Origin of the sequence: Enteractinococcus coprophilus (genome assembly GCF_006716305.1) — a bacterium.
Classification (GTDB): domain Bacteria; phylum Actinomycetota; class Actinomycetes; order Actinomycetales; family Micrococcaceae; genus Yaniella; species Yaniella coprophila.
Genome location: NZ_VFOU01000003.1, coordinates 276,662 through 301,920 on the forward strand (window position 1 = coordinate 276,662; position 25,259 = coordinate 301,920).

Below are 25,259 nucleotides of genomic sequence, written 5' to 3' on the forward strand. Positions count from 1 at the left end.
CTGCTCGTCCTTTCTGCTGTGAAAACTTATGCTTTGGGTTCTGTAATCGACCAGGTGACGCCGTCGGCCGCATCTTCGACGACGACGCCCGCTGCCGCGAGCTGATCTCTGATGGCATCAGCGGTGGCCCAATCGCGTCGTTGTCGAGCTTGGGCTCGCGCTGCGATCTGGGCGTCGACCAGAGCTTCAAGCGCCCGGTGGGCTGCTGAGCCGGTGTCGTCTCCCTCTGCGGCTGAGTTCAATCCCAGAACTTCGACCATGGTGTTGACCTGACTGAGGTAGGTCATGACGGCTTCGCTATCGCCGGCATCAAGCGCTGAATTCCCCGCCCGCACGGTTGCGTGGAGCACGGCCAATGCTTCTGGCACATTGAGGTCATCTTCCATGGCACGAGAAAACTGTTCTGGCACAGTGTCCAAGCCGACCGGGGTGGAAGACAGTGCGGCGGCACGGGCCTGAAACATTTCAATCCGCTCTAACGCACTTTGGGCTTCTTCAAGCGCTGCGGGATGGTAGTCAAGTTGCGAACGGTAATGCGCTTGGCCCAAGAAATACCGGACGGCACCGGCCCGGGCCATAGACAACATCTCTTCCGGGGACACCGTGTTGCCGACTGATTTGGACATCTTTTCGCCCTGTGCGGTGACCAGTCCGTTATGCATCCAGAAGTTCGCGAAGCGATCGCCGGCCGCACTGGATTGGGCGAGCTCATTTTCGTGGTGTGGGAATCGCAGGTCCAGTCCCCCGCCGTGGATATCGAAATGTCGACCCAAATACTTGGTGGCCATTGCTGAGCATTCAATATGCCAGCCGGGTCGTCCAGCTCCCCAGGGGGCTTGCCAGGAGGCGCCCGCCGGATCTGACTCCTGGGTGGATTTCCATAGGGTAAAGTCGCGCGGGTCTTTTTTACCGCGAGTCGGCGCATCTTCGGCGTCTTGCATATTGTCTGCCGACTGGTGGGTCAAAGCCCCGTAGGCTGGCCAGGATTTCACATCGAAATACACATCAGCCGAACCATCTAGCGCCTGGTAGGCGTGTCCGGCGTCGATGAGTCGTTGGATCAGCTGGATCATTTCGGGGATGTGTCCAGTTGCGCGTGGCTCATACGTGGGACGACGTACCCCGAGGGCCGCATACGCCGCGGCGAATGCGTTTTCAAAGCGATAGGCCAACGCCCACCACGGCTCAGACGCCGGATAGTCATCGGTAGGCGTGAATTCTGGGTCGAAGGATTCGGCAGAGCGGGTCAAAATTTTGTCGTCGATATCCGTCACATTGCGCACCAAAGTGACGCGGTATCCGGCGTATTCTAGCCAGCGCGTCAGGATATCGAAGACGACCGCTGAGCGAATATGTCCCACGTGCGGTTTACCTTGCACGGTTGCGCCACAGTAGTAAATAGAGACCTCACCATCAACAATTGGAGTGAAGTCCCGGATTGCACCGGTGGCGGTATCATAAAATCGTTGTCCCACGCTGCCCGATTTTAGCTCAGACCGCTGTCTACAAGGTAATCTGCATCGCGCGCTACTATATGAAAGGTCACTGCGGAACAATTGTGGGCAACCTGGCTGCGAGATATGTTGTCGCAAAGTGGCCTATATTTAGTCCGATACGATAACCTCAGAACGAAAGCTTCTTGCTGTGCGGGCGAATTCAACCCGGGGCAAGGTAGAACATCACCTCTAGCGCACCTTATTTTTACGAGGAGAACCATCGTGAAGGTCAACAAAACTCGCCGGAACGTATTTGCCGGCTTGGCATTGGCTGCCATTCTGGGCACTACCGGTTGCTCGGCCATTAACCCGCAGGCAACAACGTTCGAGTATGCACCCTCCGACGGGACCCAGACGACTGTCTCTGCCGATGACACCGCCAACAGCGACACCGTGGATTTCTTGAACATCGGCGTCATCACTAATGATGCAAACGATTCCGGCCGCGTGATGGGCACCATTCACAACAAATCCAGCAAGCGGCAGTCTGTTGAACTCAAGATCAACAACAATAAAGCCTTCGAGTTCTCGTTGGATGCTAATGAGCAGCTGATGTTGGAAGAAGAAGACCTCATCCTCGAGTCGGTCGGTACCGAACCGGGCGGTCTGGCAGACGGTGTAGCCACTGCATTTGGCAACTCTATTGAGTTCAACGTCTCGGTATTGCCACCAACCCTGGAGGAATATCGTGAGCTCTACCCTGGCGACCTCGATGAACGCGAACAAAGCGAACACCTGTACGACTTTCAAGGTCAGTACCACCGTGATGAATAATCCTGAGACTTAAAACGTTTGGGGCCGGTCGTGTGACCGGCCCCAAACGTTTAACTACACCCAGGGTGCCTTAAGCTTCGAATTTATAACCGAGACCGCGTACAGTCAGCAGATAGCGAGGCGCCGATGGATCAGGTTCGATCTTCGAGCGCAGACGCTTAATGTGCACATCGAGGGTTTTCGTGTCGCCCACGTAGCCGGGCCCCCAAACCCGGTCAATCAACTGACCGCGGGTCATCACCCGACCGGCATTGCGCAACAGCATTTCCAGCAGATCAAACTCTTTGAGTGGCATGGTAATTTCGGCGCCATCAACGGACACGACGTGACGCTCGACGTCCATCCGTACCGGGCCGGCAGATACCGTATCCGGGATGAGCTCATCAGATTCGGCATTGCGCCGCATGACCGCCCGGATCCGAGCAATAAGCTCGCGCGAAGAATACGGCTTGGTCACGTAATCATCAGCGCCCAGTTCTAAACCGACGACCTTATCTACCTCGCTATCCTTAGCGGTGAGCATGATGACCGGTACCTGGGATTCCTGGCGAATCTGGCGGATCACATCCGTACCAGGTTGACCGGGCAACATAAGGTCTAGCAGCACCAGGTCGGCACCATTGCGTTCAAACTCGTCCACGGCTTCCACGCCGTCTTCAACGACGGTAACCTCGTATCCTTCCCGTTGTAACAAGTACGACAGCGGATCAGAGATGGACGGTTCGTCTTCAACGACAAGAATCCGAGTCATCAGTGTTTTCCTTTTCCTTGAGCAGGGTGTTGTGTTTGAGGACCGTTATTCACAGTCTGGGTATCCGGTTCGGTTCCTTCGGTGGCGGCTTCATGCGCTTCGGGATCCAATGCAGGAAGACGGATGAGGAAGGTGGAACCCTCATCAACCACCGATTCGACCATGACTTCACCACCGTGATTCGACACGGTGTGTTTGACGATGCTCAGCCCGAGTCCCGTGCCACCCGTGGAACGGGATCGGGCTGAGTCAACTCGATAAAATCTTTCAAATATGCGTTCGCGATCTTCCTCGGCAATACCGCTGCCCTGATCAGATACCGCAATATGGACGACGTCGTCGTGCTTGGTCACTTCGACCCAGACCGTAGAACCATCGGGTGAATAGGTGACGGCGTTATCAATGAGGTTTCGGATTGCTGCCATGAGCTGGTCGTGGTCACCGTAAACCGACAGCGGTTCTGGATGGCGGCTGTGAATCGAGATATCGCGAGCAGATGCTTCAGTGCGAACCCGGTCGATGGCTTCAGAAACCAGCCGGGTAATGTCGAGCGGCTCGGCGGTTTCGACGATGTCGCGTCCCTGGAGTCGAGACAGCGAAATGACGTCTTGCACCAGCGCAGCGAGGCGCATCGATTCGATCGTCAGGCGGCTGGCAAAGTGGCGTACTGCTTCAGGATCGTCTGCGGCATCCTCGATTGCCTCGGCTAGCAGACTCATCGCGCCCACCGGGGTTTTTAATTCATGAGAAACGTTGGCCACAAAATCATGGCGGATGGCTTCGGTGCGGTGCTGTTGGGAACGGTCTTCGGCCATGATCACAACGTATTGATCACCAATCGACGCCGCCCTTAGGTGTACCAGCCAGTGGCCTTCTGGTGATGACCCGGCAGGAATTTCAAAACGATAATCATAGAGTTGTCCTGCGGTACGCACGCGCGTTGTCAGTTCGGCAAGTTGCTTGTGCCCGAGTTGATTGCCCCGAACCAAACCAAAAGCATAAGCAGACGGATTGGCCCGGACCACGGTGTCGGCGGCGTCGACAATCACATACGCTTGTCCCACAACAGCCAACACATCAAGGGCGCCTTCTGGGATGGACTGTTCGTGATCCGCCAGTCGTTCAATTCGGGAACGCGACGAAATTCGGAAGGCGACCATGGCACCTACCGTCACAATCACACCGGCCAATCCGAAAAGAACGGCCACAGAAACTAGACTATCCACAGTTGTAACAGTACCCATACTTTTCATAGCCCAGTGCCCCAATTTCGTCATTGGGGCCCTAATACACGTATTTGTCTGGCAGAATTCACCGCTCGTTTACCTTGTTTAGAGACAGTGGACAGCGTTGGGCAGGTATATTGGCTTGCAATCACTGAACGTATCTACAAGGACTCATCACATGCGCAAACTCTTTATGGCCGAAATGGAGGCCGTCGGCGACGATCTCGTCGAAATGGCCACCTTAGTGAATCGGGCTATGAAGCAAGCACGGGTTGCTCTGGAAGCCCAAGACGTCGGCCTCGCCGAAACAGTTATCGCTCAAGACGCTCGTATTGATTATCTCCAAAACACCTTGGATGAGCGCACCATTGAGCTGTTGCTTTTGCAAAACCCGGTGGCCACGGATCTTCGCCTGCTGGTTGCTGCGCTTCGGGTGTCGTCGTCGATGGAACGCATGGGCGATCTTGCGCGTCACGTTGCGGCCCTGGTTCGGCTGCGAGACCCAATTTCTGTCATCCCGGAACCCAGCCGCCCAGAGGTGGCCGAGATGGCAGAGCTGGCCGTTACCGTAGGTGAACACTTACAGCGATTGATGACCAATTACGACCTGGCCGAAGGCCGTGAAATCGTCAAGCTCAACAACGACGTCGACATTTTGCACTCGCAGATTATGAATAACGTCACCGACAACGTGTGGAATCTTTCCGCTCCACAGGCTCAAGACCTCACCCTGTTGACCATGCGGCTGGAGCGCTTCGGCGATCACGCGGTGTCGATTAGTCGCAAGATTGCCTACCTGGTGACCGGCGAATGGGAACCACCGGTCATCCCCTAGGCGTGCTCGTCTGGCGAGACGCCACGAAATTGCGACCACCACGCGGCTTGCCAACGCGCAGTGTGCGGGTGGGCGGTGAGAAGTTTTTCTCCGGATGAGCACCCGATGGTGGTCACCGGAGAGATCCCGTGCAACGTATTGGCAAACCACACCGGGTACTCCCCGGAGGCTATCTGTTGGATAGTCACCGGTCGGTGAGTCACGTGTAGACTTTGTGACTTCGCAAATTTGGCGATGCGTTGAGCGGATATCGAAGCGAGCTGCTGGCTAGCTTGGCAGATCACCAGTTCATCTGGGGTCTGCCAGACCAGTAGCGTCCCGGTGGTCGTTTCAATGACGTTGGTGCCGTCATGTAGGACCACATCATCAGTGGGCGCTTCGGACACCAACTCGCGCATCAGGTCGATGTCTGGTCCTTTGACCGTCGGCTTGATGCGCGGGTCGGTGTAGTGCGGAATCCATAAGCTCGTTGTGGTCCGCGGCATTGGTGCCATGCGCGCCAGCAGGACAAGTCGTCGTGTCGTGCCATGAGTTTCCAGGCTGATCCGCGGGAACAGGTCGACTTCTGGATGCTGCTGAGCAACGAGCGTCAGGCATCGACGCACGGCGGTTGCGAAAATCTTTTCGTCAATGGGTGGGAAAGTGCCCAGGGAATCGGCCTGGACTGTCATGCCGGTAAAGAAGCGACGGAGATGATCCGCCAACCCCCAGATATGACCCCGGTGGACCCGCCACGAATCAGCAACAAGGATGTCACCACCGATGGTCGGTTCGGTGGGTTCAAAATCGTGTCCGGTCCAAATGAAGTACTGCGGGAGTCCGATCATGATTGTTCTGCGATGCTGTCCAGAAGGGCTTGGGCCTTGAGATGTTTTTCGAGTTCTTCGGCCACCGGATCAGAGCCTACAACGACCGCACCCCCGGCGCCGATGCTCAGGTGCCCGGAGTCAATCACCATGCTGCGAATGACGACATTGAGCTCGGCGGTATTGTCATCGCCCAACCATCCCATGGCCCCAGAGTAAATGCCTCGCGGTCCAGCTTCCAATGTCTCTAAAGCTTGGACACTGAAGAGTTTTGGTGCCCCGGTCATCGAGCCGCCGGGAAACACCGCTTTGACTACCTCAGCTACCGGGGTGTTCGGTTGCAGGTGGCCGGTCACCGTGGTGACTAATTGGTGAACCGTGGCAAAACTCTCGACGGCCATCAGATTGGGGACTCGGACGGAGCCTGGTTCGGTGATTTTGGCGAGGTCGTCTCTGAGGAGGTCGGTGATCATCAGGTTTTCCGACTGGATTTTGGGGTCATTGGCCATCTGCTGGGCGAGCTGTGCGTCCAGGTCGGAATCGTTACTGCGCGCTACCGTGCCCTTGATGGGTTTGGATTCCACCAGACCATTGCCATCGACTTTCAAAAATTTTTCCGGTGAGGCACATAAAACTTCCAGTTCATCACCGAACGTGTTAAAGCGTAAATACCCGGCATATGGTGCCGAATTTTTTGTGCGCAAGCGGTTATATAGATCGAGGGTGTCGCCGTCGTAGTCATCCAGACAATAGGTATCCGTCAAACAAATGCCTGCAGCCTCACCACGATGCAACATCGATTGAATACTGGTGGCGCGGTGTTGATACTCTTCGGCCGTTAACCGCCAGTGTCCCGCCACTTTGCCAGGTCGCTGCGGGGACGGTTGTTCACCTGACCCAAAGACCAGGGTGGCGTGGAGTGTTTCCAGCAGGTCGACGTCGGCATATGCCACCAGCGTGGTGACCTGCGTGGGGTGGTCATAGCGGATAAAGGCTTGGGGTCTGATCCAATATGCATCGGGCGTGGTGGCCTGCTGCGTATTCGTGTGTCCAGCCAGACTGGACTGTTGGGCTTCGTAACCTAAGTATCCGACCCAGCCACCGGTGAAGCCTTCAAGATCAAGCGGCTGTTCGGGTTGCCAAGCGTGGTGTTGGAGGTAATCAAACACACTCTGGGTCGTCGTGGTGTGCTCACCGGCATGATCAATGTCCAAAAGATTTGTGGCCACATCCCAGCGTATAGTTTGGGCCAGCTCACCGACATTGGTCCCCATGATGGTGGTCTCACCTTGTCCGAGATGCGCCGCGGCCGAATCCAACCAGAATGCTGCAGGGGTACCATGCTGCAGCGTCCGGAAGGTGGCTGCAGTATCGAGTTGGCCCAAGACAGTTCGGGTAAATACCGGAAGCCGGCGTGCTGCTGGCGCCGATGCGGCCTGTGACGGTACAAGTGTTGAGGTGACGGGCGCAAGTGCGAGGAAATTTTCCAGTATCTGCGGACCGGTGGTGGATTGCAATGCGGCTGGATCGCAATGCATGCCCCAGTGGTTGGTTTCCTTGACGCGATACACCAGCGCGGCGTCAGCGTCGTCGACGGCTTGGACGTCAAAGATTGTGGGAGCCATGCCCGTTACTCGCCAGGCGTGATAGCTGATGAGTTCGACCGGGCTCTCGACGTTCGTGAGGATTCCGGCGGCGTGGTGACGATGGGTTACCGCATCCCCATAGACCGGTTGTGGCGGGGCTACTGTGTCATGGCCATAGGCTGCGGCAAGATGTTGATACCCGGAGCCAATGGCTAATACCGGCAACGCTGGGTGTTCGAGTATCGCGGATAGATCCGGGGTTTCGGTGCCGTGCGAGATGACGACGTGGGTATAATCCGTGAGATTTAACGCCACCAGCTCGGCAGCGGGCACAATATGTACCGCCCCGAGCTGGTGGGCCAAAATATTCGTGGTGAACCCGCCGGTGTCGACGACAAGTATCATGCGGGTGTCTCCACACTTCGGTGCATTATTTTCCTTGGGCAGCAACGGCTGCGGCACCTGCAGCAGCGGCTTCTGGATCCAGGAAGCGGGCCTCACCCTCGGGCTTCAACGCGTCATCCAGTTCGTACATGAACGGCACACCGGTGGGCAGGTTCAACTGGGCGATATCGTCATCTGAAATACCCTCGAGGTGTTTGACCAGTGCACGCAGCGAGTTGCCGTGGGCCACAATGAGTACCGTTTTGCCCTGGGCCAGTTGCGGCACAATGTTGTCATACCAGTATGGGACCAGGCGGGTCACGACGTCTTTGAGACATTCCGTGCGGGGCAGGTCCTCGCCCAACAGTGCATAGCGTTCGTCGCCGACCTGGGAGTATTCGTGATCGTCCGCGAGCGCTGGCGGTGGGGTGTCAAAGGAGCGACGCCACTCCATGAACTTTTCTTCACCGTGAGCGTCACGCACCTCGGCTTTGTTCATCCCCTGCAGCGCACCGTAGTGACGCTCGTTGAGACGCCAGCTGCGCTGGGTTGGGATCCACTGACGATCAGCGGCTTCCAGCGCCAAGTTTGCGGTAGTAATGGCACGACGCAGCAGCGAGGTGTAGACGACGTCGGGCAAAATATTTTGTTCTTTTAACAGCTCACCGGCGCGAGCTGCTTCTGTGCGGCCTCGATCGGTCAGCGGAACATCGACCCAACCGGTGAATTGGTTGAGTTCGTTCCAGGTGGACTGTCCGTGACGCAGTAAGACCAGTTTTGATGTTGTAGCCATAACGATGAGTTTACCTGGTTTAGTAAGACCACATTTGGAATTCGCGCTTGGGACCGGCTAGGTAGACGCCGGCAGCCACAATCGAGGCGAGGCCGAACAGTCCCATCCGTCCGCCGTAGAGAATAGTCAGCGATGCTGAGCCCAGGCCGAAGATCAGAGCCACACCCAGGATGAGCAGCCAGGTGGTTTTGGTTTGTTTGGAATGATTTTCAAACGACGACGCCGGACGACGGATCGCATCGAACATTGCCCAGATCACCATGCCAGCGCCCACAAGAGCTAATCCGGCTTGCAGCCCATATTCGATCATCAACACCATGCGCAATAAGTCCATGGAGCTAGTCTAGCGACTGTGCGCCGGGGTATTAGGCTAGAGAGGGTCAGAATTTGAAAGGTTGTGTCGTGACGGGTTTATTTGTGGTGTTTGAAGGCGCCGACGGGACGGGAAAGTCCACTCAGGTAGTCGGTGTGTCCACCCGGTTGCGCACCGCCGGCAACGACGTCGTCGTCACCCGAGAACCCGGGGGTTCTATCGTCGCAGAGAAACTGCGCGAGCTGGTATTAGATCCGGAGCACGATATTACTCCCACCACCGAAGCCCTCATCTTTGCGGCTGCGCGTGCCGATCACATCGACAAAACCATCGCTCCGGCCTTGGCAGCCGGACAGATTGTCATCTCGGATCGTTTTGTTGGGTCTTCCATTGCGTATCAGAGCGCCGGGCGGGGTTTGAGCAGGCAGGCTATTGTCGATATCAATGCGTATGCCACCGGAGGTCTGGCCCCCGATGTGACCGTCGTATTGGACCTGCCAGAGACCATGGCGTGTCGTCGTCGGGTTGCTCGTGGCGAGATAGCCGATCGCATGGAGTCAGCCCCCGATGGGTTCCAGGATGCAGTGCGAGCTTCCTTCTTAGACCAGGCCAAGGCCGCCCCTGAGCGTCACCTGATCGTCGACGCCTCGCAAACGCCGGAAGCGATTACCGATGAAATCCTCAGCCACCTGTCGATCAAGTTCGGAGTGACCATTTCATGAGCAATTCGGTATGGCAATCTCTCGCCGGTCAGCACGCAGTCATCGACCAACTCACCGGCCAGCAAACAATGACAGCCCCTACGCATGCGTGGTTATTTACCGGACCGCCGGGTTCGGGGCGCTCGCTGGCTGCTCGAGCCTTCGCGCAAACTCTGCAGTGTGAACAACCAGAACCCGCCGATCGTGGTTGCGGCTCCTGTCAGGCGTGCGTCACGATTGCCGCCGGCACCCACGCGGATGTGAACATCGTGACCACCGAGAAGGTGTCCTATGCGATCGAAGACGTGCGCGATCTGGTTGCCACCGCGCATGACCGGCCCTCGACTGGGCGCTGGCGCATCATTATCATCGAAGACGCCGACCGCATGACCGAGCGGGCCACCAACGTTTTACTCAAGGCAATTGAAGAACCACCCGAGCGCACCATCTGGATGCTCTCCGCACCCTCCCCCGCCGACGTGCTGGTGACCATCCGATCCCGTACCCGGCACGTCAACCTTGTGATCCCCTCGGTTGAAGATGTCGCTAGACTACTCACCGAGCGCGATAACATTGACCCGCAACTGGCCGAGGTCTGTGCCCGAGCCTCGCAATCTCACGTGGGAGTAGCCCGCTGGTTGGCCCGCTCCCCCGAGGCTCGCGAACGCCGGGATATGATTGCTCACCTGCCGCTGACTATCCGCTCGGCCTCGGCAGCGGTCCAGGCCGCCGAAGATTTACACAAACTCGTCCAGGATGAGGCTGAGGCGTCGTCGTCGGATCGTAACGCGGCAGAACGCGCCCGCTTGCTGCGCTCGTTGGGGCTGACCGAAGACGAAACCATCCCGCCGAAGCTGCGCATCCACGTTCGTCGGATGGAAGACAACCAGACCGCACGCAACCGGCGGGCCATCCACGATGCGCTTGACCGTGCAATGATCGATCTGTCCAGCATCTACCGCGATGTACTCCTGTTACATGTATCCCCGGATACCGCGCTCATTAATGAACACCTGCGTGCCAAGCTGACCGAGTATTCTCAAACGGTCAGCGCCGAACATTGTCTCAGCGCGCTCGAGGCGATCACCCAAGCGCGGCGCCGCCTGGCCGGCAACGTCCCGCCTCTGTTGGCCTTGGAGGCCATGTTGTTAGCCTTCATTCCACGCACCCGCCGTCATGCCCCGTTATAACCACGCAAAGGAAACCTCGTGTTCAAATCCTCTCGAACCCTAGCCGCACTGGGCGCCATTATCGCGTTGGTGGCCACCGGTTGTGCCAGTGACGACGCCGAGCCCGCAGTCAGCATTCCTGACTCCGTTTCGGACGAGATGGCAACTTTCTATGATCAGACGGTGGCATGGGATGACTGTGACGGCGTTGATGATTTTGAGTGCGGCACGGTGGATGTACCCCTGGACTATGCCCATCCCGAAGCCGAGACGATTCAGATTCACCTGACGCGGGCTGCCGACAACGCAGACCGACAGCCGGTGCTGTTCAACCCGGGCGGTCCCGGGGCCTCTGGTATTTCTTTTGTCCAAGACCAGGTCGATCTGATGTTATCGGACCGGCTGGCGGAAAATATTTCGGCGATTGGTTTTGATCCTCGCGGGGTGGGCGCTTCAGAACCTGTCGTATGTCTAACGGGTGAGGAGTTCGATGAGTCACGAGAAACGTCACATGATTCCTCGACATCAGAAGGTTGGGAAGCCTCAATCGAACTGACCCGTGAACTCGGCGAAAACTGTCTGGAGCGCTCCGGCGATATCGTCAAATTCGCAGATACGGTCTCGGCTGCCAAAGATATGGACATTATCCGCGCGGCTCTTGAGCTGCCGAAACTGGATTACTTTGGCATTTCTTACGGCACGAAACTTGGGGCGACATATGCTGAGCAGTTCCCCGAGCAAGTCGGCAAGTTTGTGTTGGACTCGGTGTTAGCGCCCAGTGCGCAGACGTTTGAAGTCACAAAGGCCCAGTCGGCCGGTTTCGAACAATCCCTGCACGAGTGGGCGCAGTGGTGTGCAGATAATAGCGAATGCAACGTTGGTCAGCCAGGCGATGCTGAATCTGTCCTCACGGCGGTCAAGGATTTCATCGCCCAGGTGGAAGAACAACCACTGCAATACCCCAACGGTCGTATTCAACCGGCTTCAGATTTGTTCTTCGGGATTGTCACCCCCCTGTACTCCCGAGAGGGCTGGGACATGTTGGCTATGGCGTTTGAACAGGGCATCGAAAACGATTTCGCGAACTCGGATTACCAGCCGCTATTCTTATTCCTGGCTGACGCCTACCACGGTCGTGAACCTAACGGTGAATACTCCAACAACATGGATGCGTTTAACGCGATCAACTGCTTGGATTACACGGCCACCGAAAAGACCCTGGAGCAGGCATCTGTCGAAGCCGAAGAACTGGCCGAAAACGCGCCGATCTTCGGTCCGGTTATGTCGTATTCAACCGGCTGCAATGGGTGGCCTGTGGAACCCGCAGAACCAATCGGTTCCATCGTGGCTGAAGGCTCCGATCCGATTATCGTGGCCAGTCTGACATCCGATCCGGCCACCCCGATCCACTTTTCTCGTCAGTTAGCCGAAGAACTCGACAACAGCATTCACATCACCGTAGAGGGTGAAGGACACGGTGCCTACTCTCCGGATAATGATTGCATTGTCGAAGCAATCGATAACTACATCTTGGACGATGAGCTACCGGAAGATGGTCTGGTGTGCCAGTAATGTTTGGCGTATTTTGACCAACCGACCCCGAACTAGCTATGATCGCTTATCGGACGTTGTACCAACAGCGACCATGCCGACTTAGCTCAGCTGGTAGAGCAGCTCCCTCGTAAAGAGCAGGTCACCGGTTCAAATCCGGTAGTCGGCTCTGGTCCCTTGAAGAGGTAACCACCCCGGAACCCCAACGATTTTGTGGGTTCCGGGGTATTTTTCTGACCAGAAATTATTTTGACTCGCCCGTGCTAGTGGCGTCTTCGGGTGTTTGCGGCGCTACGGGGCGAGAACCTCGAATAAAGAACGCGCCGATGAATCCGATCGCTGCGACAACACCCGCCACGATGAATGCAATGTTGACGCCGTGCACAAGCCCTTCATTGCCATGTACCACAGGATCGAGGGCAGTGCCGGTCATGACCGTGACTAATACGGCGGTCCCGACCGAGGCAGCCACCTGACGCATCGTGTTATTGAGTGCGGTACCGTGCGGAATCATCCGCTGTGGCAGCTGGTTTAGGGCGGCAGTCGTTACCGGCATAATGACCATGGCGGTGCCAAACATGCGAACCGCATTGAATATTGCCAGGTAGGCAAATGATGTTTCAGGTGTCAGCGCAGTGAACATCAGCGTCGAGGAAGCCAGCAGCCCGAAACCGACAACGGCTAACCATTTGGCGCCGAAACGGTCGAAGACTCTACCGGTCAACGGCGACATCAATCCCATGATCACCGCACCCGGTAGCAACATCAAGCCTGACTCGGTGGCCGTAAACCCGGCCATATTCTGCATGTAGAGCGGCAGGATGATCATCCCACCAATCATGGCGATAAACACCGCCATGCCCAACAGCGTGTTGAGCGTAAACATCGGATTCTTCAGAATCCGGAGTTCCAACATTGGCTCGGGCAGGACCAATTGACGCCAGATAAATAGTCCGAGGCTAACAAACCCGATAATCAACGGTGCCAACACTTCGACACTGTCCCACCCAGTATTTCCTGCGTTACCAAATCCCAAGAGCATCCCGCCAAAGGCGAAGGTGGACAGCACGATAGACAAAACATCGAGCCGAGGGTTCGTTGATTCAGTGACGTTATCGAGAATGAAATAGGCAATGATCATGTCGATGATCGCAATAGGCAGCATGATCGCAAAGAGCGTCTGCCATGGGAAATGCTCAACGATCCAACCCGACATGGTCGGTCCTATGGCCGGCGCAAAGGAGATGACCAGCCCGAACGTACCCATTGCTTGGCCGCGCTTATCCATCGGGAAGATGGCAAACAAAATGGTTTGCATCAGAGGCATGATAATGCCACCACCGGCTGCCTGAATGAATCTTCCAGCTAACAAGACCGGATAGGTCGGTGACAGCATGGCTAATAACGTGCCCAGGGTAAACAGTCCCATGGCGGCGAAGAACAGGCTTCGTGTGGTGAACTTCTGAATCAGAAATGCGGTCACCGGAATCATGATCCCGTTGACCAGCATGAACATCGTGGTGACCCACTGAGCTGAATTGGCGGTGATGCCGAAGTCTTCCATCAACGCGGGCAACGCCGTGTTCATTAACGTCTGATTGAGAATGACCACGAATGCTCCAGAAACCAACGTGGCCAGGACAACATTGCGGTTCACCGGTTTTCGGCGGCGTGACTTGTCAGCTTTGACGTTGGTGTGTTCGTGCTGCGCCGTGTTATACCGTGCTTCCACGGTCGGAATAGATCCGGTGATTTCACTAGCCAATAGAGGGTCCTTCTCCTGAGAATTCTGCGATGTCGTGTTGTTATTTACCTGTTCCACCATTAACCGGCTGGCTCGGGGTGTTGGGTCGCAAGTCCAAGGTGTTCTAATTGTTTAAACGCCGTCTCGAGCAAGTCATACAGCGGCAGGTCACCTTTGTGAACCCACTGGCGAACCGCCACTCGAATGGCGCTCATCGCCACGGCGGCCAGCAATTGCGGCGTCATATCGCCCTCAGCATCCACACCCATACGTTCTGCGAGCGCGTCAGCAAACGTGCGCTCGACCATGGCGATCTTGCCTAGGTGATGTGCCATCAGTGACGGATGGCACTGGGTGAGTCGCTGTCGGGCCAGCACCCGTTCACGGTTCACCGGATCTGCGCCGAAATAGTTGCTGTATATCACCGCATTGCGAAACGCTTCCAGAGGCGGTTCGTCGCTGGGGCGCTCCAACAGCAACTTGCAGACCTGGTCTGCGCCTTCGGCAGCTTGCGTGACCAAAGCGTCTTCTTTGGAGGAAAAGTAGTTGAAAAATGTCCTCGACGAAACGCCTGCGGTTTGCGCAATGGCCTCAACCGTGAGGTTTTCGAGGCCATTTTCTAGCGCGAGGTCGAGTGCAGCGTCCCGGATAGCGCGACGAGTTTCGCGTTTTTTCTGTTGTCGACGTCCTAATCCTGCTGCATGCTCTGTCATAGATTTCAACGCTAAACAAAATCTTGCACACTCTGCAAGTTTTTATTCTGGATCGTCTCTCAGCATAGGCGCGACGCTATTCCAGCACCTAGTCGTTCGCGGGTTTCGGTGACTGGTCTTTGACAATCGTCCACCGTCGGTACGCCCACCATGTCATCACCAGCACAACCGCCCAGCCGATACCAACGACCACACCATTTGCCACGTTGGGGTTGGAGATGAAACTGCCAATGGCCACTAGTGAGACCTGGCCGGGAATGATCGCGAGCGCGCTTGCCAGCAGAAAATCGCGTTGACTCACCCCAAACGCTCCACTGCCATAGTTCACCGGCCAATATGGAAAGCCTGGTAACAGGCGCAGCATCACCACGGCTTGAAAGCCGGCCTGGTTCAAATGTCGTTCCGCCGTGCGGTAATGCGATCCCAGTAGTCGGGCGGTGGCTTGTTTCCCTAACCCCCGGGCAATCCAATAAGCGCCCCAGCAGCCAATAAAGACACCGATCATCGACAGGATGCTTCCTTCGAGGGTGCCAAATAGCAGACCACCGGTGACCGCCATAACCGTCACAGGGATGGGGGTGAGAGCCACGAGAGCATATGTTCCAATAAACACCAACCAGGCAGCCCAGCCCCAGGACGCGATCATCTGCTGCAGCGAATCGGCAGAGGGTAGGCGAACATTGAACGCCAACCACAATAGAACCAGCAGCACGATAATCAATGCAGTGTTGCGGATGATTGAGTCCCAGTGGATTCCACTGTCTTCGGCGGTACTATCCGTCTCCGGCTGCGTTCGCCCTTCATGTTCAGAAGCCATGATTTTACTGTAGTCCTGTCAGACCCGTGCCGCACATGGTCTCGCTTGGCTTCAGTCCTCGGGGTGGGTCACCTGTGCGGCGGCTCGCACTGAATCGAGAACCTTCTCGGCGCGGCGCCCAACCGTGTCGATGCTGGCTTGATCGCGTTTATACATCGCAGCTGCCTGGGCAGTGGCAGCCAAATCGTTTGCGGCTCGAGACAACAAGCGATGGATGTCATCTGCCCCGGCAGGGATATCTAGGTCGTGTTCACCATAGCGACGACGGGCTAGCATGCAGATCGTACGCACCGTGACCAATGCTTCGGTCAAGATGTTGCCGGCGTTGATGAGCCCGTTGAGTTCTTCTTGCGTGAGGCCCCCGGGACGATCAGGATCGATGACTTGCCAATACCGGTCCAGGGACCGGGCGAAACGATCATGAGCCTGGCGCCATAACTGGGTGCCAAGCTCCTTATCCAAGGTTTTCGCCTCGCGACGGCGTGCAAACGGACGGGGTCTCATCATGTATTAGTGTCTCACATTGTCAACACAATTTTCCCAACCCGGTCCGACTCGCTAAACCGCTCATATGCTGCAGCGGTCTCGGCCAGCGGGAAGCTTTGGGCAATGAGTGGATCGATGCTCCCGTCAGCTAATAGTGGCCAGATATGTTCGACGACGCCGGCCAGAATCTCACCTTTTTCCGCAGCGGTGCGCGGCCGCAGCAGATTGCCTGTCAGCACGGCTTGCTTTGCCATCATGCGCAGGAAGTTCACCTCACCCTTGATGCCGCCTTGGGTACCGATCACTACCCAGCGACCACGATGAGCCAGCACCTTCATATTATCGTCGGCATAGTGGCCAGCGATGATGTCCAGAATAATGTCGACGCCGTGTCCGTCGGTGATCTCGTGGACGCGATCGACAAAATTCTCGGTCCGATAATTAATCCCGTGGGCACCCAGAAATTCGGTGTACTCAACTTTGGCATCTGAGCCGGCAGTCGCAATGGGTTTGCCACCCATGGCTTTGACCATTTGAATCGCTGTTGTGCCAATACCGCCGGCGCCACCGTGAATGAGCACCCAGTCTCCAGGCTGAAACTGCGCGGTCATAAACACGTTGAACCACACCGTGGCAGCAGTCTCGACGATGCCGGCGGCTTCTGTCACATCGAGTTGTTCCGGAACTGGGACAACCTGTCGAGCATCGACTGCTACGTATTCGGCATAGCCGCCACCTGCGAGCAAGGCGCACACCCGATCATCTACGTCCCAAGCGGTAACACCTTCACCGAGTGCGGCAATTTTTCCTGCCACTTCAAGCCCAGGGATGTCGCTGGCGCCCTCAGGGACGTTGTACCCTCCACTGCGTTGGAGCAGATCGGCGTTGTTGATGCCCGCTGCTTCGACTTTGATGAGAACTTCACCGGCCAGCGGGGTGGGCACTTCGTGCTCCATCATCTGAATATCGGCTGGAGCGTCCTTCGTGGCTTTTTCGGTCCCTGCCTGAGGAATGAATCGGATGGCTTGCATCTGTGAAGGTAATGACATGCCTTTCATCTTGGCTACTATCTGACGCCCAGGTCAACAGGTGGTATATTGCGGCGCTGCAGGCGCGATTATGCTTCAACTACCGCAACCAGGTACAATAAATCCTCGTCTGGATGGTTGTCCGAGCGGCCGAAGGAACTGGTCTTGAAAACCAGAGGGCGGCGATCCCGTCCCGGGGGTTCAAATCCCCCACCATCCGCGGAATTTGGCTCCGGAATCTCAAGGATTCCGGAGCCAAGCTTTTATCAGCTGCGATTTCACGCCACCGAGAGCAGAGGTCGCATAGACCGCGACACGATGTTTCGCTTAAGTCGCGAGCAGTGCATCAGGCGCCGGCTGCATTTCGTCAGCTGTGAGCCGTCCTGCATCTTTTCAAGCTGGAGTACAGATCGTCATATCCCAAGCGGACACCACCTAGCTTGAAGCTGCATCATGTCGCGGATGTCGAATTTGCCGAGGCTATTTGAGCCCACAACCGACTGCTGCTGAAAAGCATCTGGGTCACATGAAGGGTACGTTTTGGACTCTCTAGATGAACGTTTCGGCGAATGTTACGAGAATTCAGCCCGCAATGAACCAGCTGAAAGATCTTAGCCAGGATGGACTAGGAGCACACTTTTCGCTGCAATCTCCAGCATTCTCATCCGCAACTTTCAGCGAGCTCTGAGGAATGCTAATGCCTAGTGGGCACTACCTTTCAGCGCATTACCAGAACTAGTCATCATGCGCATACTTGTGCCGCTTAGTGACCTGAGAGAACTCTTCTCGCAAATTGCAAGTTCATACCTCAAAACCGCCGGAAGTATGACCACCGAGTTTACAAATCGGTCTGAATCGCTATGGTTGAAAAGTGGGTCAAGCCACCTCGCTCACCGACAAATCCGATGCGAGTGGCAGTAATAAGCAGGCTGGGATGACACGCGTCATGGCGGGGGAAGAAGCCGCTTTGTAAGTTTCAACAACGAGACTTCGACCGCGTCAAGAAGCGCAATCTTGATGCGGTTATTTGTAATGCGCTTTTCGGCCCAGGCCGATTGAGTACGAAGGGAAGTACGCCAGCGACGATTCTGATCTGCGCCGATATTCACCCGACTTCTGGAGGATTATTTTTTGAAGACTGAAACGATAGTAAACACGGTAAACAAGAAGCCGAGGCGACGCACAGGTGGCATAGTCATCACAATCTCGACGCTCTTAGCATTCTCGTACGGGCTTCAGATGTATGCAGTGGTTCCTGCCTACTCCACTCTGACCGCCGAGTTTGGTTTGAGTTACTCCCAGGTCGGGCTGATGGTATCGCTGTGGTTCCTCGGCTATGCCTTGGCCCATATCCCGGCTGGGTTCGCTGCCGCCGCATGGGGCTTGAAACGAGTCGCAGTTTGGGGCGGTATCGTCACTGCGCTGTCGAGTGGACTCATCGCATTGTCAGGCTCTTACGGCTTCATGCTCACCTCCCGATTCATCGGCGGCGTCGGCATGTCATTCGTCGTCGCAGCGATCTTCCCGCTCGGTAATTACTGGTCGAAACCAGAAAACGGCAAACTTGTCGCAGGCATCCTCAACGGCCTTGGTCTAACGGGCGGCTCTGCAATCGGTTTGTACGTATGGACCCTACTTTTGGAGAGCATGGGCTGGAGAAGCAGCTTGTGGGTCGCGACAGCTATCGGCTTGATCATCGCTATCGCAGCCGCTGCGCTCATCGAAGTTCCATCTCATATGGACGAACTCGAAGGGGACGAATTTAGCTGGCGCTCCACCATGCAGGTCCTCAAATCCAAGACCATGTGGGGTATCGGGATTGTTTCCGTAGCCGCCTACGGCGCATTCTTCACCGTCTCGCAATTGGGCCCTGGCTTTGCCGAGTCCGAACACGGTTTCAGCCCGGCCAACGCAAGCCTCCTGGGTCTCGTCATGCTGCTCATTGGTATCCCTGGTTCAATCCTGGGTGGTATCTTTGCTGACCGCGCTCAGCGATTCCTCTCCACCCTGTGGATTCCTGCCGTCATTATCGTTGCACTGCTAGCACTGATCCCGCTGGTCAACAGCGTGATGCTATGGATCGTATTGTCGCTCATCGGTGTGTTTGGCATGATGTATCTCTCCCCTGCTAGTGTGTCACCTTCTGAATACCCTGAAGAGGTTTCTCGTCAGGATTTTGCAACCGCACTGGGGCTGGTTCTCACCCTTGGCAACCTGGGTGCTGTGGTCTTCCCATATGTTTACACTCTGGGCACCCAGCTGGGCAGCTCCGCACTGGGCTGGTGGTTGATCGCTGGCCTATCTGCTCTGAGTATCCTCGGGATCTTCATGGCTAAAGAATCTCGCATCCCACTCAAGACGCTTGCTCGTGCAAGAGAAGATGTGCTCGCCCAACGCGCACACTCGAAGAGAGATATGGTCAGTATCTCCTAACCACTGTCTCCAGAGGCCAAGGGCATGAGGCAATTTTTGTATCTTGCCCTTGGCATTTACTAACTGACTCAACGAAACGGCACCACATGACGTACTGGACACCCCGGATGAACCACCGAAGTTCCGAGCGTTCCCATCAGCGATATCCCAGGCGGCCGATCAGTTTCGCGCCGTGGCTTTGAGCCGTATCCTAGGCTCCCATAGTCTGGCTACCATGGATGTAGACCCAGTCGGTTAAGTCACCCGACTGCCACACCCAGTCTTGGAGGGACCACCGTGACCGACGACGAGCATTCAGACCAAGCCGCCACACGTGCCAATCACCACAGCCCAACTGAGCAAACAGCGACGGAACAAGAAACCTCCGAGGGGATGCGTGCCGAAGCTGTAGAGCGGCGAGAACATCGGCGTCGCATTATTGGTTTGATCGGTGGCGTGGTCGCGGCGGCGTTAATCTTCTTGATTATGCCAACCGAGCTGGCGGTTTGGCCCAGGCTCACAGCCGCTACGGCAGTGCTCATGGCGGTATGGTGGATGACCGAGGCCATCCCGATTCCCGCAACGGCATTGTTACCGCTCATTATCTTCCCATTGGCGGTCCCGACCGATGAATCCGACGGCGGTGTCACGGTCTCAGAGATCGGTGCCAACTACGGCAACGACGTGATCTTCTTATTTATGGGAGGTTTCTTACTTGCCTTAGGTATGCAACGGTGGAATCTACACCGACGTATCGCACTGCTGGTTTTACGCTGGATGGGCTCCAACACGAAAGCATTGATCGCCGGGTTTATGATTGCCACCGGATTTCTATCGATGTGGGTATCGAATACAGCGACCGCAGTGATGATGCTGCCCATTGGCATTTCGGTGCTGCTCTTGGTCAAGCGCATGGCCGATGGCGAGGACACCCAACAAGTTATTACTGCAGGCGCAGAGACCCATGCCACCGTGGAAGAGACTCAGCAAGTTGCAAAAACAAACTTCGGCACCGGTTTGATGCTTGCCATCGCTTACGCTGCATCCATCGGATCTCTCGGCACCATTATTGGTACCCCGCCGAACGCCCTGCTGGCAGCGCACATGGCCGCCAACCATGATCTGGAACTAGGATTTGGGCGCTGGATGCTGGTAGGTGTACCTTTATCGATCGTGCTGATGTTCGGTGCGTGGTTTATTTTGACAAAGATCATGTTTAAACCGGAACTCGATGAAATCCCCGGCGGCGCTGAACTCATTCGCAATGAGTTCAGAAAACTGGGGCCGATGTCTCGAGGCGAATTAACGGTGTTAATTGTCTTCATCATCGCGGCCATTTCCTGGGTGCTGATTCCGTTAATCTCCGAATACATCTTAGGCCTCGACAGGCCTCTGATCTCCGACGCCGGTATTGCCATGGTTGTTGGACTGGCAATGTTCTTGCTACCGGGCGGTGCAGCCAAAGGTGTTCGGCTGTTAAATTGGGATACTGCACTGAGTCTGCCTTGGGGTGTGCTGTTGCTGTTTGGCGGCGGTTTAGCACTATCGTCGCAGTTTTCTGATTCCGGGTTATCCGAATGGTTAGGGACACAAGTAGAAGGACTAGCTGGAGTGCCGGTCTGGGTGTTGGTTGCTTTGTGTGCTGTCGGGATCCTCCTCCTGACAGAAATGACTTCAAATACCGCGACCGCAGCGACGTTCTTGCCAGTGGCCTCCGGTATTGCATTAGGTACCGGTGTCGAGCCGTTGATGCTCACCGCACCGGTTGCCTTGGCAGCCACGTGTGCGTTCATGCTGCCGGTGGCGACCCCACCGAATGCGATCGCTTTCGGTTCGGGCTATGTCACAATTGGCCAGATGGTCAAAGGTGGGGCGCTGATTAATGTGGTCGCAGCCATCTTGATCACCATCACGGCTATGACCTTGTTGGTCTGGGTCTTCGGCATTGCCTATTAGATCAGACCAGACTGGCGATCCAACGTGCGAATAGCCTATGAGCGATACCGTTTGCCCCGCCTATCTACCGTGAAAACCAGCGATCGTGTTGGCGAGCCTCGACTCAGGGCGCCAACGCTCCTGAGCTGTAGAGTTTCTTATTATTCACGAAACATTACACTCAATGGACGAATGACTACACCCGATAAAGATACTGTGCTGGATCGCGTCTTAAGAATCCTGTCGGCTTTCGATGCCCGCCGCCCACAATTATCTGTGGCCGAATTATCCCGGCTGACTACTATCCCGCTGGCTTCGGCGTATCGGTTGGTTGGCCAATTGGCGCAAGAAGATATCCTGGCGCGTTATCCAGATGGCAGCATAGGACTAGGAATGCGGCTGTGGGAATTGGCTGCACGATCCTCCCCTGCCGTGAGCCTGCGAACTGCGGCTATGCCTTTTCTCGACGACGTCCAATCGATCTTCCGACAACACACCCAGCTATCGGTCCTCGACGACCTTGAGGTCCTGGTAGTTGAACGGCTATCGTCCCGCAACTCCGTGGTGAACCAGGCAACCGTGGCCACTCGTATGCCCATTCACACCGTATCGATGGGGCTGGCACAACTTGCTTTCCAACCAGACCACGTCGTCGAGGAGTACTTCGCTATGTATCCCGCCGCACGAGACATGACCTACTCCACTACCGGTAGTATCACCAACACTTTGGCGAAGATCCGACGTGACGGTTTCGTGATGCTTGAGGGCATGCTTGACGACGGCACAACCGGCGCCGCGGTGCCGGTATTCGATAAACCCTCAGGACGGCATCGCATAGCAATCGCTGCGATTTCCGTGGTGATCCCTAACGAATTTGAGCAGCGCTCCGCAGTCATTCCGGTATTAATGGCAGCCTCACGCGGACTGACCCGGGCACTGCAGCCTGTCACCAAAACCGAGTAATTCTCACCTCGTGAGAATGCAGTGGCGCGCACCACCTGCGATGTCGGACACTTGGATCAATGAGAAAACACCTTGAGGTTGAATCAACAGGAGTTTGAATGACCACACCAAGCGAAACCACACAGGTTGGCATTGTAGGCGGCGGCCCGGCTGGACTGATGCTGTCGCACTTGCTGGCCAGAGCTGGTATTGACAACATTGTGCTGGAAACCCGTGACCATGAGACGATCAAAAACACCCACCGCGCCGGGATTTTAGAAACTGGTGCGGTTGAAATGCTCACCGATTACGGTGTGGACTCCCGCATTAAAGACATCGGCTATGAGCATCACGGTATTGATCTACGGTTTAACGGCGAATCACACCGTATTGACTTCAAAGCCCTCGTCGATGCTTCCGTGTGGCTGTATCCGCAAAACGAGGTTTTTGTTGACCTAGCCGCAGCTCGTGCTCGAGACGGCGGCGACGTGCGCTACGAGCACACTGTGACCGGTATCGAAGACGCCGAAACCGATCAGCCCAAGATTCGTTACACTGACGCTCAAGGAAAAGACGGCGTTATCCAGGCGCGCATCATCGTCGGTACGGACGGATCGCGGTCGTTTTGTCGCCGTGTCATTCCATCGGACACCCGCCAAGAGCACAAGATCGAGTACCCCTTTGCCTGGTTTGGCATCCTCACTGAAGCCCCACCAAGCGCCGAAGAACTCATCTATGCGAACTCCCCTCGGGGCTTCGCCTTGATTTCCCAGCGTAACGAAACCGTCCAGCGCCACTACTTCCAGTGTGACCCGGATGAAAACCCCGATGATTGGACCGAAGATCAAATCTGGGAAGAGCTCCAGGCTCGGGTTGATGGCCCAGATGGCTTCCAACTCAAGCGCGGGCCGATCTTCGATAAGACTGTTTTAAAATTCCGTTCCTTCGTCGCCGAACCAATGCGCTGGGGTAACCTGTTCTTAGCTGGCGATGCTGGTCACACCGTCCCGCCCACCGGAGCAAAAGGACTCAACTTGGCGTTTGCTGACGTCAAAGTACTATTCAACGCTTTAGAGGAATTCTTCAAGTCGGGCGACACCACCGGAATTGATAGCTACTCCGAAACTGCGTTAAAACGTGTTTGGAAAGCCCAGAACTTCTCATACTGGATGACCAGCATGTTACACACCCGTAACGACGCCACCTCATTTGAAGCCCGTCGCGCCATCGGTGAACTCCAAACCGTGGTCGGTTCCAAATATGGCCGTCAATATCTAGCCGAATCATACTGCGGCTGGCCCCACGAATAACCCACCGATACGAAAGGATGTGCAAAGTGCCTGAACAAAATACGGCCCGCCTTGATCCGCAGGCTACAACAGACCCCCAAGAAACCATCGACGCCGAAATTGCCCAGATCCAAACGGACTACCGCGCAAGTGTCGAAGCTGATGCTTCCAAGGAGGAGACTCAGCCGCGCCTGAACTACCCACCGTACCGGTCCTCATTGCTGCGTCACCCAACCAAAGATTTACACCACACTGACCCGGAGACCATTGAGCTGCACTCCCCAGCTTTTGGTCACCGCGACGTACACATTTTGGAATCGGATCTGACCATCCAGCATAACGGCGAACCCATTGGTGAACGCATCAAAGTCCGTGGCAAGGTCATCGATGGCAATGGCCGTCCAGTCCGGAATCAGCTCATCGAAATCTGGCAGGCCAATGCTGCCGGTCGCTACATTCACAAACGCGATCAGCACCCGGCACCAATCGATCCGAACTTCTCCGGTGTCGGCCGTGCGATCACCGGTGAGGATGGCTCCTATGAATTCACCACGATCAAACCAGCCCCGTACCCGTGGAAGAACCACCATAACGCCTGGCGTCCTGCGCACATTCACTTCTCGTTATTCGGCACCGATTTCACCCAGCGGATGATCACACAAATGTATTTCCCGGGCGATCCATTGTTCTCGCTGGACCCGATCTACCAGGGCATCACCGATCAGAAAGCTCGTGATCGCCTGGTGGCAACCTATGACCACTCGGTTACCAGCCACGAATGGAACACCGGCTACACCTTTGACATCGTTTTGACCGGTTCGCAGCGTACCTGGATGGAGGACGAAGACCATGACCACTAATGACCTGACCCCAACCCCCGGCCAAACCATTGGCCCATTCTTTGGGTACTTCAACGCCGCCGAGAATGTCCACCTCCCGTTCGAAAACGGCCAGCACCTCGTACCTGCCAGCGATGAGCGAGCAATCCAACTGACCGGCACCGTTTACGACGGCGCAGGCGATCCCATCCCAGATGCGATGCTAGAAATCTGGCAAGCCGATGAAAACGGCAACATCCCCACCCAGGACGGTTCGCTGATCCGCGATCCCTTCGTGTTCACCGGCTGGGGCCGCGCCACGACCGACAACGTCGGCACGTACCGTTTCACCACCGTAGAGCCCGGTCCAACGGAGGACGGCAAAGCGCCGTTTATTCACGTTGTCGTCTTCGCCCGCGGGCTGCTGAATAAGCTGCACACCCGCGCCTATATTCCAGACACCGAGGGCTTAGAAAACGATCCAACGATTGCAGCTCTGGGGGACCGTGCAGAAACCGTGATCGCCAAGCGCGACGGCAAACGCCTGATCCTGGACATTCACATTCAGGGTGACAACGAAACCGTGTTCTTCCAGTTCCCTGGGATGACCTATCCGAAACCCTAGGTTTCACTGACTTGATACCCGCCCGTTCTACTGGGCGGGTATCGTTGTGTCCAGACCATTGTAAG

General features: G+C 56.1%; 23 protein-coding genes and 2 tRNA genes. 13 read left to right on the top strand and 12 right to left on the bottom strand.

Translation table 11 applies throughout. The annotated features are described in order from the left end of the window. Positions 1-26: 26 nt before the first annotated feature. The gene (gene cysS / locus FB556_RS09300) at positions 27-1,475 is read right to left on the bottom strand and encodes a cysteine--tRNA ligase (RefSeq protein WP_141867033.1); all 1,449 of its coding nucleotides are present in this window, start codon (positions 1,473-1,475) and stop codon (positions 27-29) included. A gap of 243 nt (positions 1,476-1,718) precedes the next feature. On the opposite strand from cysS, the gene FB556_RS09305 reads away from it, so the two are divergent. After that, positions 1,719-2,270: a hypothetical protein gene (locus FB556_RS09305; RefSeq protein WP_141867035.1), complete on the top strand. Its 552-nt coding sequence runs from the start codon at positions 1,719-1,721 to the stop codon at positions 2,268-2,270. Positions 2,271-2,340: 70 nt separating this feature from the next. On the opposite strand, the gene FB556_RS09310 is transcribed toward FB556_RS09305, so the two are convergent. Together FB556_RS09310 and FB556_RS09315 are read right to left on the bottom strand one after the other, a co-directional pair. Next, positions 2,341-3,021 carry a response regulator transcription factor gene (locus tag FB556_RS09310; RefSeq protein ID WP_141867037.1) on the bottom strand — a complete coding sequence of 227 codons (681 nt, stop codon included), beginning with the start codon at positions 3,019-3,021 and terminating at the stop codon, positions 2,341-2,343. Then, positions 3,021-4,229, bottom strand: coding sequence for a sensor histidine kinase (locus tag FB556_RS09315; protein WP_246057343.1), 1,209 nt, complete (start codon positions 4,227-4,229; stop codon positions 3,021-3,023). The genes FB556_RS09310 and FB556_RS09315 overlap by 1 nt, the downstream gene beginning before the upstream one ends. A 196-nt stretch (positions 4,230-4,425) precedes the next feature. Here FB556_RS09315 and phoU point away from each other — a divergent pair, with 196 nt between their 5' ends. Then, complete coding sequence (phoU, locus tag FB556_RS09320; RefSeq protein WP_141867041.1) at positions 4,426-5,082, top strand: phosphate signaling complex protein PhoU; 657 nt, start codon at positions 4,426-4,428, stop codon at positions 5,080-5,082. On the opposite strand, the gene FB556_RS09325 is transcribed toward phoU, so the two are convergent. The 4 genes from FB556_RS09325 to FB556_RS09340 are packed head-to-tail and all read right to left on the bottom strand — an operon-like array spanning position 5,079 to position 8,985. Continuing rightward, positions 5,079-5,909, bottom strand: coding sequence for an aminotransferase class IV (locus FB556_RS09325; protein ID WP_141867043.1), 831 nt, complete (start codon positions 5,907-5,909; stop codon positions 5,079-5,081). The two genes, phoU and FB556_RS09325, sit on opposite strands and share 4 nt — an antisense overlap. Then, the gene (locus FB556_RS09330) at positions 5,906-7,879 is read right to left on the bottom strand and encodes a chorismate-binding protein (RefSeq protein WP_141867045.1); all 1,974 of its coding nucleotides are present in this window, start codon (positions 7,877-7,879) and stop codon (positions 5,906-5,908) included. The genes FB556_RS09325 and FB556_RS09330 overlap by 4 nt, the downstream gene beginning before the upstream one ends. Before the next feature lie 25 nt (positions 7,880-7,904). Further along, positions 7,905-8,651 (bottom strand): phosphoglyceromutase, encoded by a 747-nt coding sequence (locus FB556_RS09335; RefSeq protein ID WP_141867047.1) that lies wholly within the window; start codon positions 8,649-8,651, stop codon positions 7,905-7,907. A gap of 19 nt (positions 8,652-8,670) precedes the next feature. Further along, positions 8,671-8,985, bottom strand: a complete 315-nt coding sequence (locus FB556_RS09340) for a DUF2516 family protein (protein ID WP_141867049.1) — start codon at positions 8,983-8,985, stop codon at positions 8,671-8,673. Between the two features lie 68 nt (positions 8,986-9,053). Here FB556_RS09340 and tmk point away from each other — a divergent pair, with 68 nt between their 5' ends. From tmk to FB556_RS09360, 4 genes are all read left to right on the top strand, one after another. Beyond that, on the top strand, positions 9,054-9,686 hold the full coding sequence (gene tmk / locus FB556_RS09345) for a dTMP kinase (RefSeq protein WP_246057345.1): 633 nt from the start codon (positions 9,054-9,056) through the stop codon (positions 9,684-9,686). Then, complete coding sequence (locus tag FB556_RS09350; RefSeq protein ID WP_141867053.1) at positions 9,683-10,855, top strand: DNA polymerase III subunit delta'; 1,173 nt, start codon at positions 9,683-9,685, stop codon at positions 10,853-10,855. The genes tmk and FB556_RS09350 overlap by 4 nt, the downstream gene beginning before the upstream one ends. A gap of 18 nt (positions 10,856-10,873) precedes the next feature. Continuing rightward, positions 10,874-12,406: an alpha/beta hydrolase gene (locus FB556_RS09355; protein WP_141867055.1), complete on the top strand. Its 1,533-nt coding sequence runs from the start codon at positions 10,874-10,876 to the stop codon at positions 12,404-12,406. 75 nt (positions 12,407-12,481) lie between these two features. Beyond that, positions 12,482-12,554 (top strand) — tRNA-Thr (locus tag FB556_RS09360). A gap of 75 nt (positions 12,555-12,629) precedes the next feature. On the opposite strand, the gene FB556_RS09365 is transcribed toward FB556_RS09360, so the two are convergent. The 5 genes from FB556_RS09365 to FB556_RS09385 all read right to left on the bottom strand — a co-directional run bounded on the left by FB556_RS09365 (position 12,630) and on the right by FB556_RS09385 (position 17,194). Further along, positions 12,630-14,150 carry an MDR family MFS transporter gene (locus tag FB556_RS09365; RefSeq protein WP_281280487.1) on the bottom strand — a complete coding sequence of 507 codons (1,521 nt, stop codon included), beginning with the start codon at positions 14,148-14,150 and terminating at the stop codon, positions 12,630-12,632. Positions 14,151-14,209: 59 nt separating this feature from the next. After that, the gene (locus tag FB556_RS09370; protein ID WP_141867059.1) at positions 14,210-14,842 is read right to left on the bottom strand and encodes a TetR/AcrR family transcriptional regulator; all 633 of its coding nucleotides are present in this window, start codon (positions 14,840-14,842) and stop codon (positions 14,210-14,212) included. 88 nt (positions 14,843-14,930) lie between these two features. Then, the gene (locus FB556_RS09375; RefSeq protein ID WP_141867061.1) at positions 14,931-15,659 is read right to left on the bottom strand and encodes a TVP38/TMEM64 family protein; all 729 of its coding nucleotides are present in this window, start codon (positions 15,657-15,659) and stop codon (positions 14,931-14,933) included. 51 nt (positions 15,660-15,710) lie between these two features. After that, entirely contained in the window at positions 15,711-16,166 is a 456-nt protein-coding gene (locus FB556_RS09380; RefSeq protein WP_246057347.1) for a hypothetical protein, read from the bottom strand. 11 nt (positions 16,167-16,177) lie between these two features. After that, a complete protein-coding gene (locus FB556_RS09385) occupies positions 16,178-17,194 on the bottom strand; it encodes an NAD(P)H-quinone oxidoreductase (protein ID WP_246057349.1) in 1,017 nt (338 codons plus the stop codon). A gap of 111 nt (positions 17,195-17,305) precedes the next feature. Here FB556_RS09385 and FB556_RS09390 point away from each other — a divergent pair. The 7 genes from FB556_RS09390 (at position 17,306) to pcaG (ending at position 25,194) form a co-directional block, all read left to right on the top strand. Next, positions 17,306-17,393: transfer RNA gene (locus tag FB556_RS09390), tRNA-Ser, on the top strand. Positions 17,394-18,304: 911 nt separating this feature from the next. After that, complete coding sequence (locus tag FB556_RS09395; RefSeq protein WP_281280488.1) at positions 18,305-19,606, top strand: MFS transporter; 1,302 nt, start codon at positions 18,305-18,307, stop codon at positions 19,604-19,606. Positions 19,607-19,882: 276 nt separating this feature from the next. Further along, positions 19,883-21,541, top strand: a complete 1,659-nt coding sequence (locus FB556_RS09400) for an SLC13 family permease (protein ID WP_246057351.1) — start codon at positions 19,883-19,885, stop codon at positions 21,539-21,541. 171 nt (positions 21,542-21,712) lie between these two features. Next, complete coding sequence (locus tag FB556_RS09405; protein WP_141867065.1) at positions 21,713-22,483, top strand: IclR family transcriptional regulator; 771 nt, start codon at positions 21,713-21,715, stop codon at positions 22,481-22,483. A gap of 98 nt (positions 22,484-22,581) precedes the next feature. Further along, complete coding sequence (locus tag FB556_RS09410) at positions 22,582-23,772, top strand: 4-hydroxybenzoate 3-monooxygenase (RefSeq protein ID WP_141867067.1); 1,191 nt, start codon at positions 22,582-22,584, stop codon at positions 23,770-23,772. Between the two features lie 26 nt (positions 23,773-23,798). Beyond that, positions 23,799-24,611 (top strand): protocatechuate 3,4-dioxygenase subunit beta, encoded by an 813-nt coding sequence (gene pcaH, locus FB556_RS09415; protein ID WP_246057353.1) that lies wholly within the window; start codon positions 23,799-23,801, stop codon positions 24,609-24,611. After that, positions 24,601-25,194 carry a protocatechuate 3,4-dioxygenase subunit alpha gene (gene pcaG / locus FB556_RS09420; RefSeq protein WP_141867071.1) on the top strand — a complete coding sequence of 198 codons (594 nt, stop codon included), beginning with the start codon at positions 24,601-24,603 and terminating at the stop codon, positions 25,192-25,194. Before pcaH ends, pcaG begins: the two co-directional genes overlap by 11 nt. Positions 25,195-25,259 lie beyond the last annotated feature (65 nt).